This window comes from Candidatus Benthicola sp., from assembly GCF_058719085.1.
Genome location: NZ_JBZQEK010000106.1, coordinates 1 through 15,502, shown reverse-complemented (window position 1 = coordinate 15,502; position 15,502 = coordinate 1). Strand labels below are relative to the sequence as shown.

Sequence of the window (15,502 nt, the reverse complement as noted above, 5' to 3'; positions counted from 1 at the left end):
GGCGGAGTCGTCGACTCTCCGGGAGTCTACGTGCTGGGTCTTCCGTTTCTCCGGCGACGCAAGTCGAGCCTGATCGACGGAGCCGGATCCGACGCACGCGCGCTGAGTGCCCATCTGGAAGCGTTTCTGGATGGAAGGGTTCGGAAGGGCGACCCGACATCCACGGCCGCTGACCGTGCGGCCTAGAGAGGAATCGAACCTCATGACCCGGTGCATCGATCGAAAGCGCTACGACGTCGTCATCGCAGGTGCCCGCTGCGCGGGTGCCTCGATCGGCATGCTTCTGGCCCGCGCCGGCCTCAGGGTGCTGGTGGTCGATCCGCAGCGCCGCGGAAGCGACACGCTCTCCACGCACGCCCTCATGCGGGGCGCGGTTCTCCAGCTGCATCGCTGGGGACTGCTGGAGGCCGTTCGAACCTCCGGCGCCGCTGCCGTTCGTGAAACGACCTTCCACTACGGCGACGAGGCGATCCGTATTCCGATCAAGGAACGCGACGGCGTCGATGCCCTGTACTCGCCGCGGCGCTTCGTCCTCGACGCCATCCTGGCGGACGCGGCCGAGAGCGCGGGCGCGGAGCTGCGCCACGGCCTGTCCGTGACGGACCTCGTGACCGGCGCGGAAGGGCGGGTGCAGGGCGTCCGGATCGCGGGGTCCGATCGCGAGGAGATCGAGGTGCGGGCCGACCTCGTGATCGGAGCCGACGGCCTGCGCTCGCGTCTGGCCCGGATCCTGGACCTGGAGCCGCGGCACGTGGCGGCGCACACGACGGCGACCGTATACGGCTACTGGCGGAATCTCGGACTGAAGGGAAACCACTGGTACTACGGGGCCGGCGCGGCGGTCGGAGCGATTCCGACGAACGACGGCGAGACCTGCGTGTTCGTCTCCGTACCCCCGGAACGCTTCGAGGCCGAGCGCGGCCAAGGCCTGGACGTCCTCTATCGCACGGTCCTGTCGGAGGTGTCGTCCGACCTGGCCAAGAGGGTGCGGCGCAGCCCCGGCCCGGGAAAACTGAGGGGATTCGCCGGCGAACCGGGCTTCCTCCGGCCCGCCGCCGGGCCGGGCTGGGCACTCGTCGGAGACGCCGGGTACTTCAAGGACCCGATCACCGCCCATGGCATCACCGACGCCCTGCGCGAAGTGGAGTTTCTGGCCGGCGCGGTGACAGCGGGGACGGATCGTGCACTTCGGGACTACGAGAGGGAGCGCGATCGACGCGCGCAGGGACTCCTGGCGGTCACCGATGAGATCGCGTCGTTCGAATGGAGCCTGGAAGAGGTGAGAGAAAAGCACCTGCGCCTCGCACAGGAGATGAACCTGCTGGTCGAAGAGACCCGCGGGCTCGACCGGCAGACGGTCGTGCCGGCCGCCTGAGCGACGAAACCGGGAGAACCGGGGAACCACGAGGTGGGAGCCGAACTCATGATGGACATCGCAGTCGGAGACACCGCATCCCGCAGCCTCACGCTGACGGATGATCACGTCGAGGCGTTCGCGCAGATCAGCGGGGACCGGAACCCGCTGCACTTCGACGAGGCGTTCGCGGCGGGCACGAAGTTCGGACGACTGGTCGTGCAGGGAGGTCTGACCACTGGACTGCTGCACGCCCTCGTGGCCATGGACATGCCCGGCCCCGGAACCGTCTTCCTCAGCCAGAGCTGGAAGTTCACGGCGCCCGTCTTCATCGGAGACAGGATCACGGCCACGGCCAGGGTCATGAGCGTCCACGAGTCGAAGCCGGTCACGCGGCTCGGCATCGAGGTCACACGCGACGGAGGCGAGGTGGTGCTGGAGGGGGAGGCGTGGTGCTACACGTTCGCGGGACCGGAGGCTTGAGCCGAACGGAGGACGAGCTCAGTCCTTTCCGAGCCGCGCCGTGAACCATCTTCGTCCGTCGAGGCGGTGCCAGATGCCGGTCATCTCGGCGTCCCCGAGGCGGAACCAGACCTCGCCAAGCGGAACGCAGCCGGATTCCCTCGGAACCTGCCGCGTCCGAAGCCAGTCGCCGCTCTCCTCGAGCAGATCGAGCGAGTAGGCGCAGCTTCCCTGCGGCCGCCAGTAAACCACGGCACCGATCGAGCGATCGGCCGCGAGATCCTCGTAGAGCCGCACGCTGATCCGGGGGAGGTCCGACGGAACGGGTCCCTCGATCGTGCCGGTCCAGTGTTCGAGGGCCGGGTCGTCACCCGAGGAGAGGCCTTCTCGGGCGCGCCGGGCCGCAGGATCCGGATCCACCGGCTTCCAGGCCCCGCGGATCAGGCCGACCTCTTCGGTCCCCGGATCGGCCGGGCCGTCGGTTTGCGAATCGGCGGTCCGTACAGGTTCCGGCTCGGACCGCGCCGTGGCAGCGAACGCGGCAGCCATGTCGATCGGATCCGGCCCCTGATCACGGAGTTCGGATCCCGCGACGGCATCCGCTCCGGCCGGAACGGCCGCCACGTAGTCCCCGTGCACCCAGCCGATCGCCTCGCCGTCGTCACCGATCACTTCGAGCCACGCCCCGTCCCCGGATCGGCTTCGGACGCGGAGCCTGGCGCCATGATCGAGGGTCGCCACGGTCGGAGCCGATCGCTCAGGGCTCGATCGCACGTTGAGTCGGGACGCGGTCACGAATCGAGTAGCGATCGGGTCCCCGTCCCGGGATCGCACGGGGCTGTCGACGTCTTCGCGGTCCACCGAGGACACCGCGTTTCCAGGGTCGAGGCCATCGAGCATGTCGGATAGCGTCCCCGAGGCGACGAGGATGGTGAGGGCGACGAGGCTGAAAGCGGCGATCACGCCCCACAGGAACCGCTCGAGGGACCACTCTCGGGGCAATCGCGGAACGGCCGTCGACTTCGTACGCTCCTGCGGCTCGGTCCGTTCGCCAGGCGCCGTGTCCGCCGGGCGATCGGAATCGGCGCCTGCAGCCTGCCCGGACGTGGCCGAAGCTCCGAGTCGGGCCGCGAGGGAATCCACCAGGTGCCGGTGGGCAGCGAGCCATTGGTAGGCGTCGTTGACCCGCTTGAACTGGGCCTCAGCTCGGGAGATCGCCTTCGCGTCGCTCCCGAAGCGATCCGGGTGCCACACCTTGGCCAGGAACCGGTACCGGTCCCGGACCTCCTCCCAGGAACACCCGGGCCGCAGGTCCAGTACGGCGAGGTTTCTCCGTGTCTCGTCGATCGGATCGGGCATGTTCGCGCCTCGAACGTTCGACGCGGCCGGGGCCAGCCGCGGAATTCAGGAAGGGCGCAAACCGAATGATAGCACCCGGATGCCGTCGATGACAGCATGACGTCAGGAGCGAAGTGGGGTCTGAGATGCTAGTTTGAGGCGCGCCCCACCGAGGCTCCGTAACTCACTGGTACTCTCGCAGTGAGGTCGTCATGGGTGTGCCCGTCCTTTCGCGTCGCTGCGGCCGGCTGGCGGTGATCATCGTCATCGCCCTGGGCCTTCCCGCGCCCGGTTCGGCTCAGGAAGCGGGAAGCCTGGTCGGGACGGTGTCCGACTCGGCCACGGCAGAACCTCTGGGCAGCGTCCACATCACACTGGTCACCGCTGGAGGAGAAGGGATCGCCGCGGCGCTCTCCGGCCCGGGTGGGGCCTTCAGGATGAGCGGAGTCCCCCCGGGAGTCTACGAAGTCCATGCGTCTCTCCCGGGGTGGTTGGCCGTTTCCCATCCATCGGTCGCGATCGCCGATTCCTCGACGACCACCCTTTCCCTCTCCATGACCCAGCGCCCGTACCGCCTGAACCCGCTCACCGTCTCCGTCTCCAGGACGGAGGAGAAGGTATTGGAAGCTCCCGCCGCGGTGGCCACGGTCGATCTCGAGGAGATTCAGGCGCGCCCGGCGATCACGACGGTGGAGCACGTGCGCGACCAGGTCGCGGTCGACTACATGAAGACGGGACTCCAGGGCAGCTACGTCGTCGTTCGCGGATTCAACAACGTGTTCTCCGGGGCGACGCTCACGATGACCGACCACCGCGTCGCGAGACTTCCGTCGCTCCGGGCGAACATCTCGTATTTCGATCCGATCACCAGCCTCGACCTCGATCGGACGGAAGTCGTGCTCGGTCCCGGGTCGGCTCTGTACGGGCCCAACGTCGAGCAAGGGATCGTGCACTCGTTCACCCGATCGCCGATCGACGACCCCGGGATCAGCGTGTCGGTGGCGGGGGGGCTTCGAGATCAGCCCGCCGTGCCCGACCAGGGACTGGACTCGAGTGTCGAGGGCGTGACCCACGTCGAAGGACGAGTGGCTTACCGGGCCACCGATGCGCTCGGATTCAAGCTCTCCGGTCAGTACTTCGCGGCCACCGACTTTCCTTACGTCGATTCCGGAGAACAGAGCCAGCAGGTATCCGCCAACGAGTGCATCGAGGCAGGCTACACCGCCGCTGCTCCGTCGTGCTTCATCTTCGCCGGCGACCTGCCCAGCTGCACCTTGCTGGCGGGCTGCACCGACCCGGCGGATCAAGCCGCACTGGAAACCCGCGTGAACCACGTGGCCGCCGGACGGGACGACGACCTGCGGCGCTGGACGCTGGACGCCCGCATCGACTGGCGTCCGGCCCCGCGCACCCAGCTGGTGGTAGCGGGAGGTCGTGCGATGGCGGTCAACAGCGTGGATCTGACCGGTCTGGGAGCGGGACAGATCGTGGATTGGGCCTACGACTACGCCCAGGCGAGGCTTCACTGGAACGACCTGTTCGCGCAGGTCTACCTGAACTGGAACGAGAACGACAGCTCTTATCTGCTGCGATCCGGGGCGACCCTGGTCGACCGCTCGCGTCTCCTCGTGGCGCAGGTGCAGAACGTATCCAGTCTCGGGGACGCGAACCGCCTCGTGTACGGGATCGACTTCCTCCGCACCGTGCCGGTCACGGACTCGACGATCAACGGGATCAACGAAGAAGACGACGATGTGAACGAGCTGGGCGGGTACCTCCAGTGGGAATCCGCCCTGAGCCGCCGGTTCGACCTCGTTCTCGCGGCCCGGGTCGACAAGAACTCCCGGATCGCGGACCCGGTGTTTTCGCCGCGGGCGGCACTCGTCTACCACCCGAGGCCCGATCAGAGCCTTCGGCTGACCTTCAACCGGGCCTTCTCCACGCCCAACTCGATCTCGCTCTTCCTGGACATCTCCGGCGGGACCGTACCGATTCCGGGTCTCGAGCCCTTCGGCTACGACCTGCGGGCTCAGGGCGGCAGCGACACCGGCTTCACCTTCCGGCGGGAGGCAGGCGTCCCGATGCATCTCTCGCCGTTCGCCCCTCTGATCGGCCAGACGGATCGCGACTACCTGCCGAGCAACACCGCCACGCTGTGGAGCGAGGCCGTGGCCCTGGTCCAACTGGCCGATCCGGCGATCGGACAGCTCCTGTCCGAGCTTCCCCCGCCCAACGACTCGCGCGTCCCGGTGGTGGCGCTCTACCTGGACCTGGAGGCGGAGGAGTTCTATCCACGTCCGGGGGGCCTCGCCGGCCTCGAGGACCTCCCACCGCTCGAGGCCGGGATCACGAATACCCTCGAGCTGGGCTACAAGGGACTGCTCGAGGAAAAGCTGCTCATCGGTGCGAGCGGATGGTACAGCCACGTCTCGAACCGGATCTCGGCGCTTCGCGTCATTTCGCCGAACGTGTTCCTCGACCAGACCGCGCTGGGGTCGTACCTCGCGGAAGAGTTCGTGGCTCGGGTGGGCACGGTCTTTCCGGACGAGGAAACGGCGCTCGCCGCTGCGGCCGAGGTGGCCGGCAACCTGGGTCAGATACCGCTCGGGGTGGTGGCTCCGGAGCCGTCGGGCGGCACCTTCGCGCCGATCGTCATGACGGATCGCAACCTGGGCGCATTCGACCTGTTCGGCATCGACCTCTCGATCGCGTGGTACCTGACGGACCGCTGGAGCCTCGAGGGAAACGTCTCATGGGTGAGCGACGACGTGTTCACGGCGGGCTCGGGGGAGGCCGCCGAGCGGTACGCGCTGAACGCCTCGTCGCTGAAAGGGGCGCTGGCCGTGAGTTACGGCGACCCGGCTGACGGGTTTCGCGGCACCCTTCTCGGACGCGCCATCCGTGGCTTCCCAGCCGCCTCGGGAGTCTATTCCGGCGAGGTCGACGGCTATGCCACGGCCGACCTCACCCTCGGCTACCGGTTCGCGAGATCGGGGCTCTGGGTTCAGCTCGGGGTGCAGAACCTCTTCGGCACGGGCTACGCGACCTTCCCGGGTGCCGCGACCCTGGGCCGCACGACGCTCCTCAGGGTCCGATACGACACACCCGGAATCTGAGCGCGGCAGCGCGGGCTTCTGGTCCCCGTCATTCCTTCCCGAGCCACCGGTACACGGCGCCGGCCAGCAATCCTCCGATGATCGGCGCGACCCAGAACATCCACAACTGCGATGTCGCCCATCCGCCCACGAACAGGGCCGGTCCGGTGCTGCGGGCCGGGTTCACGGAGAGGTTCGTGACCGGGATTCCGACGAGATGGATGGCCGTCAGGGAAAGTCCGATCGCGATCGGAGCGAAGCCCGCCGGGGCGCGACCATCCGTGGCCCCGAGGATGATCATCAGGAACGTGAAGGTAAGGACGACCTCCGCCACCAGGCCCGCGGCCATGGAGTAACCGCCAGGCGAGTGTTCCCCGTAGCCGTTCGCCGCGAAGCCGCCGGACAGATCGAACCCCGCAGCCCCACTGGCCACGAAGTACAGCACGGCGCAGGCAAGAACAGCCCCAGCCACTTGCGCCGCCGTGTAGGGAAGAAGCTCCTTCCCCGGAAAGCGCCCCCCGGCCCACAGTCCCACGCTCACGGCGGGGTTCACGTGACAGCCCGAGATGTGCCCGATCGCGAAGGCCATGGCCATCAGACTGAGGCCGAACGCGAAGGCCACGCCGACCCAGCCGATGCCCACATCGGGCACTCCGGCCGCGAGAACCGCACTTCCGCAACCGAAGAACACCAACCAGAACGTGCCGATCAACTCGGCAACCGCGCGACGACCCATCGACATGAGCCCCTCCCCTGATGGACCGCGCCCGTGGCGACCCGGCACCGGGCGGGCGGCTCAGGACGCGGATTGCATCCAAGATAGGAGCGATCCGCGGATTGGGAACCGCTTCGCCGCCCACCACGCCACCGAACGCTTGCCTCCATCCGAGCGGAGCGGTCACATTCCCGCTCGCGTAAGCCCATTCCCTTTGCTGCGAGGCCGGCTCGATGTCCTTTTCGCCGTCCGACGATCACGAAGCCATCGCCTCCGTGATGAAGGACCTGTACGAATCCATCTCCGGCCGGAACGACGGTGAGCGCGACTGGGACCTCTGCCTGTCGCTGTTCCACCCGGAAGCCCGCGTTTCCCCGGACGCCTTTCAGGACCGCGTGAGAAGCGTGATGACGGAGGAGGCTTTTCAGGCGGATGCGCGACCCCGCATCGCCGGAATGTCGTTCTTCGAGTGGGAGGTGGACCGAGACGTGGAGATCACGGGGGAGGTGGCCTCGGTCCGGAGCCGCTACCAGGCGGCGGCGACGCCCGGCGGAACGCCCATCATCAAGGAAGGCGTCAACCATCTGATCCTCATCAAGGAAGGCGGACGCTGGGTGATCCTGGCGATCGCGTGGTGAGCCGGCCATGAATGGCCTGCCGCGCCTTCCCACGGTGCCTCTTCGCCGCGGTTCACGTATTGTTTGTATATGAGCATCGACCTCGCTTCCCTGGCCTACGATCTCTTCCTCATCGCGGTGGCGTTCGTCCTGGCCATTCCTCTCGGCTGGGAGCGCGAGCAGGCTCACCGACCGGCTGGCCTCAGGACCTTTCCGATCGTCAGCGTGGCCAGCTGCGCCTTCGTGCTGGTGGGAATGGGAGCGTTCCCGGACTCTCCGGACGCGCAGTCCCGGATTTTGCAGGGCCTGATGACGGGCATCGGGTTCATCGGGGGCGGAGCGATCCTCAAGCAGTCGGACACCGGGATCGTTCGGGGCATCACGACGGCGGCCAGTCTGTGGACGACGGCAGCGATCGGCGCCGCGGTGGCCTACCAGCGCTTCGCGCTGGCCGCGTTGCTTACCGTCGTGAACTTCGTGATTCTCCACTGGATGAAGGGGGCAAAGCAGGAGGACTGAGGTGGGCAGGCCTGTCTCGAGAACTTCGCTTCGGGCGTTGGAGTATCAGAGTCTACTCGTTGCTCCATCCGGCAAGCGCGAACGGGGAACCGTATGATGAGACAGGGCATGGCAGGCCTGGTTGCGCTGGCAGGACTCGTTCTGGCCGGCTGCTCAAGCGACTCCACCGGCCCCGAACCCGGTGAGGCATTTACGCTGGCGCCGGGGGAAGGCGCTACCCTTTTGCCGCTGGGTACGCACGTGCGCTTCCTGCGCGTGAGCGAAGACTCGAGATGCCCGTTGCGCGCAGAGTGCGTTTGGGCGGGTGATGGAGCGGTGGTCCTGGAGGTCTCACCTCGGGATGGTGCTGCCATGGAGCGGGTCGTGCACACAACCGAAGGGCCGAATTTCGTGCTGCTCGGTCGATACGAACTCAGGCTGCTCGGACTCAGCCCCTATCCCGAAGAGCCGGGTGACATCCCACCGGACGACTACCGCGCCGAACTGAAGCTGTACGAGCGCCTGCCGTAGACAGCCACGGAAACCGGATCCCCCGGAGTCGCGACCCGACACACGCATGTGCCGGGTCGACGCTCATGTCAAAATCTCAGAGGGCATATCCCACGGTCAGCAGAATCGCCCACATCCGCCCCTTCACCGTCTCGAAGCTGCTCGTTTCGGGGTCGTCGTTCAGGTTGGTGAGGCCGAGGTTGTACCGAAACTCTCCCCCGATGAGGAACTTGCCTACCGGGTAGTCGACCCCCGCACCGAACACGATCGCCCAATCCGTGTCCTTGGTCTGCACGTCGACCAGCGGATCGTCGCAGTCGACAGTCAGTTCCGTGCCATCGACATCGCCGCTGACCTCACATTTCGACTGGAACGAAACCGACGGACCCGCAAAGAGAATCGGCCGCATCAGAGTCGACTCCAGCGGGAACTTGGCGGTCAGCAGCAGCGGGATCTCGAAGTAGCTGGACGACAGCCTCACGTCGGAATCCCGGTCGACGATGGTCCTCTCGGAGTACAGGGCTTCGAGCTGAACCCCGACCACGCTCGTGAACGTCAACCCCCCGAAGATCCCTCCGATGAAGCCCGTCTTGTGCCCGATCGAGGGCGCGATGCTGTCCGGACTCCAGGAGGTATCGTAACTGTCGATCCCACCCTTCAAACCGATTACGGCATTCTGCGCGGAGGCCGTGTCCGGCATCGCGAACATCGCGAGCGTCAGTCCGATTGCCCCCACACCCATCCATCCCCTCGCACTCATCGGAGCCTCCCTTCCGCGGCCGGCCGAGCCGCGATTCTCGTGAACGAGTCCCTCCCGGACTCTGCCCCATAGAACACCTGTGTTCAGTGGATCGTTTGGCGGAAGTGAGGCGATCTCGACGGACGGCTGGCAGCGATCGGAAACGCCAGTGTCTTCCCGGGAAGGAGAGGAGGGCCGGTCTCTCAGTGCTCGCGTTTCGTCTTCGTTCCGGTCCTGGTCGGTGCCGCGGTTCGCTTGGGGGTTGACGTGGCCCTCGGCGACGCCGGTGTCGCCCGTCGCGGAGCCGCCCGTGTCGGAACCGGGACGGCTCTGCGGGGCGGCGCTTCCATGGCCCGGGAGCCGCTCCTCGCGGGCCTCGAAGACCCACGGGAGACCGACGGCCGCTCTACCGGCTCGACGGTACCTCCGCGTTGACCCGGTTTGGTGGGAAGTGCCTGGGACCGTTGGGGACGCGACTGGGCCGGAGCCGCTTCGACGGTTCGGACCCAGCGGCTTCGATCCAACGCCTCTCTCCGCACCGGGTCGATGAACGCTCTCGACTCGGCGTCGACCTCGGGCGCCGTCGGCCCCGTGCCTGCGGGGACGCGCGGTCCGTAGTCAGGGAAAGGCCGTCCTCGGGCGCCGGGGTACATCTCCCCCGGACGCCAACCGTTCGCGGAACCGAAGGGAGAATCGAGTGCTCCGAGTCCGTACATGACGGAATAGGGGGAAGGCTGTCTCCCTCTGATGAATCCACTGTCCACCCAGCCAAAGGATGACCAGACGAACGGGTCGAGGCACGACAACCCGAAAGACCCGAAGCCCAGGTATCCGCGCGGGCCGAAGTGCCACAGGTCCCACGCGTAGCGGAACCGATACGAGGGGTACGCCATCCAGTCGCCGACGCCGAAGTCCCATGCCGAGTAAGGATACGGAACCCAATTCAAGGGGTAGGCCGTCCAGCCCCAACCGCCGGCGCCGTACCCCATGCGGCACCTGAAGTACGCCTGCCAGTCCGGCCGACGGATGGGTCGCCACGCCCACCGGTCGTCCAGGCTCGACCCCAACACGTTCCCGTCGAACCAGCCGTCCGGCCCGAACGCGTCACCGGGCGTGACCGTTGCCGGGTTCTCCGGGTTCGCCTCGCTGACATCCTGCGAAGCAGCCGGGGCGGGCGTCACAAGGAGGAAGGTCAGGCCGATCGCGGAAGCCGCGATCGCCATGGTGCCTCGTCCCTCGAACATGAGTCCTCCTCCCGCCGCGCGTGCTCCGAAGATCCGATCCGGACCGCCGGTTTTCCATCCGTAGTATACGCGAAACGACCGATCGTTTCACTTCATGAATCCGGCGCCGCTCGGACACTCTTCACGGTCCCGTGGATGGACCACCACTCGCGAGCACGATCGGTGCTCCAGGCACTTGCAGCGGAAACCTCCCTCAGTGCGTCGGCCAGCTGCCCTGCTGTCTGCGGCCGCTCGTCGGGGTCCTTCGACAGGCAAGCCAGGATCAGGTCGTCCAGCTCTGCGGAAATCGGAAGCTCGGTCCGGGCGGAGGGTGGGGTCGGATCGGTCCGTACGTGATGCATCAGGAGCGCCACTGCCGAGTCAGCGGTGAAGACCGGCTGCCCGGTCAGCAGCCAGTAGGCGACGCAGGCCGCCGAGTAGATATCGCAACGTCCGTCCAGCTCCTGCCCGAGCGCTTGTTCGGGCGCCATGAATGCGGGAGTGCCCTGGACCGTTCCGTCGACCGTCAGGGCCGCCGTGTCGGCGCCTTCCTCGAGGTCCTTCACGATTCCAAAGTCCAATACCTTGACGAAGTCGGCGTCGTCCCCGTAGCGGCATACGAAGATGTTGGCGGGCTTGATGTCACGGTGAACCAGGCCGCGAGCGTGGGCTTCGGAGAGCGAGTGACACACCTGTGTCAACAGGTGGATCGCGCGCCCGTCGGACATCGCCCCGAACCGCTGGACCATCAGCTGACAGTCCAGGCCCTCCAGCAGCTCCATCGCGATGTAGAACGTGCCGTGGTCCGTCACCCCGAAATCGAACAGCTCCACCGTATGGGGGGAGCGCAGGCTCGCCACGGCCTTCGCCTCGCGTTTGAATCGCCGGACGAGGTCGGTCTGGCGGGTGTCGAGACTCGGATCGAGAGCGGCCGAGCGGATCAGCTTGATCGCCGCCGGGCGGGCGAGCAGACGGTGCCGCGCTCGCCACACCTCTCCCATGCCACCCTGTCCGATGCGTCCCTCGAGTTCGTAGCTGCCAAGGCTCCGTGCCACCTGCTGGGCACTCCACACCATGTGACTGAGCAGGAGTCCGAGCATCGACGAGGCCAGCACGAACACGTAGTTGCTCGCGAATACGATCAGCGAATCCGACGTCAGCCACGCCGCACGAGCCGCCGGCGAGACCAGGGCGCCGATCCCCATCACGAGCGGAAATGAGAGGCCGATCCCCACGAACGTCGCGAGGGAACGCCTCCAGCTGGCGGGAACCAGAGCGGCCCAGACGAGGGCCACGATCGAGATTCCATGCATGTAGGGACTCTCGATGCCGCCGAGGTGGATCGCCATGAGCGCGATCGCCAGGGCCGCGGCCATGTACGTGAGGCTCTGCCAGCGGAAGAGTCTCGGGAGGTCCGAGGATCCACGGGCCGCCGAACGATAGACGGCCACGAACATGAACTCGACCGCGGCGCGGTAGGCGAGGAACAGGCCGAACGGGGCTCCGGGAAACGCCACGAAGCACATCCACGCATCGAGCAGCGCGAAGCTCGGCCAGATCCAGAGCCCCACCCGCATCGCGCGCAGGACGACCTTTCGGTCGCTCGCGGCGCCCAGCCCGGTGAGGGTTCGAGGTACGATTTGGGTGGGCGCAGTCACTCGCCGCTCCGGTTCGCGGGTCGGTCTCGGGAGAGGGTCTCGCTCGGCAAGGAGCGCTCGATCTACGAAGAACGAATCGGCGCTCGCAGTCAACCTGTCGCGCTACGGTCCGGGCAGGTACTCCAGCACGTCGACGAGCCGCAGGGCCGGATCGGCCGAGATCAACTCCCGGAGGATGGGCGCGTGTCCCGCCCCGATGATCACCAGGACGCGATCCCCCGGCCCGGCGAGACGCTGGATGTTGGTGAAGATGTAAATGTTCCGCTCGTACCACCGGGAGAGCAGGTTCGCGCCCACGTAGCTGTCTCCCGAACCGACCCTCGCGAATCTCAGGTACAGGGCGTGGCTCCGGGCCAGCGAGTCGGGCTCGTTGTCCAGCCGGAGAATCTCGCCGACGGTGAGCTCGCGCTGCGTGCGTTCCTTCTCCTCCGTCATTCGGGCCCGCTCCTCCTCGACGAATTCGACGAAGGCCGGGTCGTGGTCCTGCGCGTAGCTCATCAGCTCGCCGAACGGGAAATCCCCGGGATAGTCGATCGGCTGAACTCCGGATAGCCCGGACATCGCCGCCAGTCGGAAGCCCAGCTGCTCGGTCTCGTTGCGGGAGAGCGTGTGACGATCCGCCAGGTAGGCCTGGAACAGGCTGTCGAAACGGCCCGAGGAAGCGGGCCGTTGCTCGACGGCGATCTTCGTGGGCCGAAAGCGGGCCAGCTCCTCGACCACCTCGAGGATCTCCGCCTGTTTGTCGGGCGAGAGCACGTCGGCGACCTCGGACTTCACCACATCGAGCCCGGGATTGCTGAAATGGTAGACGCCGAGGACCATCACCTCGCCCGGTGCGCGGGCGTCCTCCATCTGAGCCGGAAGCCACGACGGAGAGAACAGCCCGATCGACAGGACCGTCGCCGCCGTGCGCAGGATCGCTGACTTCGAAGCCATCGCCTGGACCTTTCCTTTCCGTTCTCGAATCCCGGAGCCGGGAATCCGTACGGACCGGCGACCCCCGTGTTTCAGGTCGAGGCATGAGTGAGCACCCTGTCTGCGTCCGGCACGTGATTGTGGCTCGTCCCCCGTCGACCCACTACTGTGGGGCGTGGCGTCTACGACGGATCACCCGATTCGAGGAACACGATGCGCCTGACCATTCGACTTTCCGCCGCCGCGATGGCCCTCCCTGGCCTCCTCTTCGCGGCGAATCTCCCGGCCCAGGACCGAAGCCTCGAGCACGCCTATCACGACAACGCGGCCCTGTCTTCCGCCCTCGGCGAGCTCCAGAGCCGGCACGGCAACCGGGTGCGAGTGTTCGAAGTCGCCCGATCGCCGGGCGGTGAGAAGATCGAGGCCATCCGGATTGGCGCGGGCGAGAACGTGGACGATCGGCCGGCACTCCTGGTGGTGGCCGGGGCGTACGGGCCTCATCTGATCGGAACCGAGGTCGCCCTGCACTCGGCGCAGGAGCTCGCCGCCTCGTATGGCAGCGACTCCACGGTGACGGCCCTCCTGGACCGCTTCACGATCTACATGATCCCGCGCGCCAACCCGGACGCCGCCGGCGCCTTCTTCGAGACGCCCCGCCGCGAGCGGGTACGGAACGAGGAGCCGTACGACGACGATCGCGACACCGAAGTCGACGAGGATGGCCCCGAGGACCTCGATGGCAACGGCCTCATCACGATGATGAGGGTGCTCGATCCCACCGGTGAGTGGATGCCCGATCCGGAGGACCCCGAGCTGCTCCGAAAGGCCGACGCGGCGAAGGGAGAATCCGGGGTGTACCGGCTGTTCACCGAGGGCGTCGACAACGATGGCGACAAACGCTGGAACGAGGACCCGCCGGGCGGAACGGACGTGAACCGGAATCTTCCGTACGGCTACGACTTCTTCACCGAGGCGGCGGGCCTGCACCCGGTCTCCGCCCCGGAAGCGAGAGCCATCGCCCGGTTCTACCTCGATCACCCGAACGTCGCGGTCGTGTACGCGCTGGGGCCCCAGGACAATCTGCTCGAGGCTTGGAAGCACGAGCGGCGTTCGCGGGCCGGGAGCGACGATGGGGGCGGGGCGGACGGCCCGAGCTGGCGGCGAAACCGGCAGCCGCTCACCAGCATCCTCGAGGCCGACGAGCCGTATTTCGGTGAAGTGGCCGAGCGGTTTCAGGCGATGACCGGACTCAGGTCGGGACCGGCTTCGGCAGCTTCGTCCGGGGATGTTCTCTCCTCGGCCTACTACGACATGGGCCGGTGGGCTTTCGGCTCCCGCGTGTGGTGGGTCCCGGCGGATGCCTCCGACGACGGTGAAGCCGGTGAGGAGACGGAGGAGACGGAGGAGACGGCACGGCGCTCACGGGGCGCGCCCGAGGGCGAAGAGGACCCGTTGGAGGACGAACGTCGGGCCCTCCGCTGGCTGGAGGAGAACGCACCGGGGAGCTTCGTCGCGTGGACCGAGGTCCGGCACCCGGACTTCCCCGATCGGACGGTCGAAGTGGGCGGCTTCGCGCCCTTCGCGCGCCTGAACCCGCCGGCGTCCGAGATCGACTCCGTTCTGGCGCGGCAGCAGAGGTTCATCGTGGCGCTGGCGAACATGCTCCCTTCCGTCGCCCTCCGGAACGTCGAGGTGGTCGAGCTGTCGTCCGGCGTATACCGGATCGAGGCTCAGCTGGTGAACGAAGGCTACTTCCCCACCCTCTCCACACTCGGCGAGCGTGCCCGGTGGCCGCGGCGCGTTCGGGTCGAGGTCGTCACGAACGGGCAGGAGATCGTGGCCGGCGATGCCGTGCGACTCGTAGGTCCCGTCCCCGGAAACGGAGGCCACGAGAAGCTCCACTGGGTCGTGACCGGCGATCCGGGCTCCCGGATCACGCTGCAGGCGTCGAGTCCGGTGGCGGGCGAAGCCAGCGAGACGGTGACTCTCCGATGACTACGGTGAAACGAATGCGCGAAACAAGGACTCGGAAAGACCAGGGTCGGACCACCCTGCGGGTGGCGAACGCCCTCCTGGCGGCCGGCGCGGCCGGGCTGTTTCACCTGGCCTCGCCCGTTCCCGCAGCGGCCCAGGCGGGGGCGCTCGCGGCACTCGGTGCGCCGCCGGATCCGAAGGTGCCCGTCACCTGGGACCGGTACTACGACCATGCGGCGGTGGGAGACATCGGTCGTAGACTCGAGGACGCCTACCCGGATCGCTGCCGACTGAGCTCGATCGGGGACAGCTACGAGGGACGCGAGATCTGGCTGATCACCGTCACGGACTTCGGCGTCGGCGAGGCGGACCGGAAGCCGGCCATGTACATCGACGGCAACATC

Annotated in this window: 13 protein-coding genes and 1 pseudogene; 9 read left to right on the top strand and 5 right to left on the bottom strand. The window is 67.2% G+C overall.

Going from position 1 to position 15,502, the window contains the following annotated elements; translation table 11 throughout:
- From AC36XV_RS08590 to AC36XV_RS08580, 3 genes and pseudogenes are all read left to right on the top strand, one after another.
- Window positions 1–186: pseudogene (locus AC36XV_RS08590) on the top strand (pyridine nucleotide-disulfide oxidoreductase); the annotation flags it as partial.
- A 16-nt stretch (window positions 187–202) separates the two neighbouring features.
- The gene (locus AC36XV_RS08585) at window positions 203–1,375 is read left to right on the top strand and encodes an NAD(P)/FAD-dependent oxidoreductase (protein WP_492203274.1); all 1,173 of its coding nucleotides are present in this window, start codon (window positions 203–205) and stop codon (window positions 1,373–1,375) included.
- Window positions 1,376–1,423: 48 nt separating this feature from the next.
- Complete coding sequence (locus tag AC36XV_RS08580) at window positions 1,424–1,837, top strand: MaoC family dehydratase (protein ID WP_492203273.1); 414 nt, start codon at window positions 1,424–1,426, stop codon at window positions 1,835–1,837.
- An 18-nt stretch (window positions 1,838–1,855) separates the two neighbouring features.
- On the opposite strand, the gene AC36XV_RS08575 is transcribed toward AC36XV_RS08580, so the two are convergent.
- Window positions 1,856–3,175, bottom strand: a complete 1,320-nt coding sequence (locus tag AC36XV_RS08575) for an SH3 domain-containing protein (protein WP_492203272.1) — start codon at window positions 3,173–3,175, stop codon at window positions 1,856–1,858.
- A 191-nt stretch (window positions 3,176–3,366) separates the two neighbouring features.
- On the opposite strand from AC36XV_RS08575, the gene AC36XV_RS08570 reads away from it, so the two are divergent.
- Window positions 3,367–6,270, top strand: a complete 2,904-nt coding sequence (locus tag AC36XV_RS08570) for a TonB-dependent receptor (RefSeq protein WP_492203271.1) — start codon at window positions 3,367–3,369, stop codon at window positions 6,268–6,270.
- 28 nt (window positions 6,271–6,298) lie between these two features.
- Here AC36XV_RS08570 and aqpZ read toward each other — a convergent pair whose 3' ends face one another.
- The gene (aqpZ, locus tag AC36XV_RS08565) at window positions 6,299–6,991 is read right to left on the bottom strand and encodes an aquaporin Z (protein WP_492203270.1); all 693 of its coding nucleotides are present in this window, start codon (window positions 6,989–6,991) and stop codon (window positions 6,299–6,301) included.
- A 206-nt stretch (window positions 6,992–7,197) separates the two neighbouring features.
- On the opposite strand from aqpZ, the gene AC36XV_RS08560 reads away from it, so the two are divergent.
- From AC36XV_RS08560 to AC36XV_RS08550, 3 genes are all read left to right on the top strand, one after another.
- Entirely contained in the window at window positions 7,198–7,602 is a 405-nt protein-coding gene (locus AC36XV_RS08560) for a nuclear transport factor 2 family protein (RefSeq protein ID WP_492203269.1), read from the top strand.
- Window positions 7,603–7,671: 69 nt separating this feature from the next.
- Complete coding sequence (locus AC36XV_RS08555; RefSeq protein WP_492203268.1) at window positions 7,672–8,100, top strand: MgtC/SapB family protein; 429 nt, start codon at window positions 7,672–7,674, stop codon at window positions 8,098–8,100.
- 93 nt (window positions 8,101–8,193) lie between these two features.
- Window positions 8,194–8,610 carry a hypothetical protein gene (locus tag AC36XV_RS08550; RefSeq protein ID WP_492203267.1) on the top strand — a complete coding sequence of 139 codons (417 nt, stop codon included), beginning with the start codon at window positions 8,194–8,196 and terminating at the stop codon, window positions 8,608–8,610.
- 76 nt (window positions 8,611–8,686) lie between these two features.
- Here the strand turns inward: AC36XV_RS08550 and AC36XV_RS08545 are convergent, their stop codons facing one another.
- The 3 genes from AC36XV_RS08545 to AC36XV_RS08535 form a co-directional block, all read right to left on the bottom strand.
- The gene (locus AC36XV_RS08545; RefSeq protein ID WP_492203266.1) at window positions 8,687–9,349 is read right to left on the bottom strand and encodes a porin family protein; all 663 of its coding nucleotides are present in this window, start codon (window positions 9,347–9,349) and stop codon (window positions 8,687–8,689) included.
- A 1,315-nt stretch (window positions 9,350–10,664) separates the two neighbouring features.
- A complete protein-coding gene (locus AC36XV_RS08540) occupies window positions 10,665–12,209 on the bottom strand; it encodes a serine/threonine-protein kinase (protein ID WP_492203265.1) in 1,545 nt (514 codons plus the stop codon).
- A 102-nt stretch (window positions 12,210–12,311) separates the two neighbouring features.
- Entirely contained in the window at window positions 12,312–13,145 is an 834-nt protein-coding gene (locus AC36XV_RS08535) for a DUF5694 domain-containing protein (protein ID WP_492203264.1), read from the bottom strand.
- A 192-nt stretch (window positions 13,146–13,337) separates the two neighbouring features.
- On the opposite strand from AC36XV_RS08535, the gene AC36XV_RS08530 reads away from it, so the two are divergent.
- Complete coding sequence (locus tag AC36XV_RS08530; protein ID WP_492203263.1) at window positions 13,338–15,119, top strand: M14 family metallopeptidase; 1,782 nt, start codon at window positions 13,338–13,340, stop codon at window positions 15,117–15,119.
- A gap of 14 nt (window positions 15,120–15,133) precedes the next feature.
- Window positions 15,134–15,502 (top strand): M14 family zinc carboxypeptidase (locus tag AC36XV_RS08525; protein WP_492203262.1); only part of this gene is annotated, 369 nt, incomplete at its 3' end.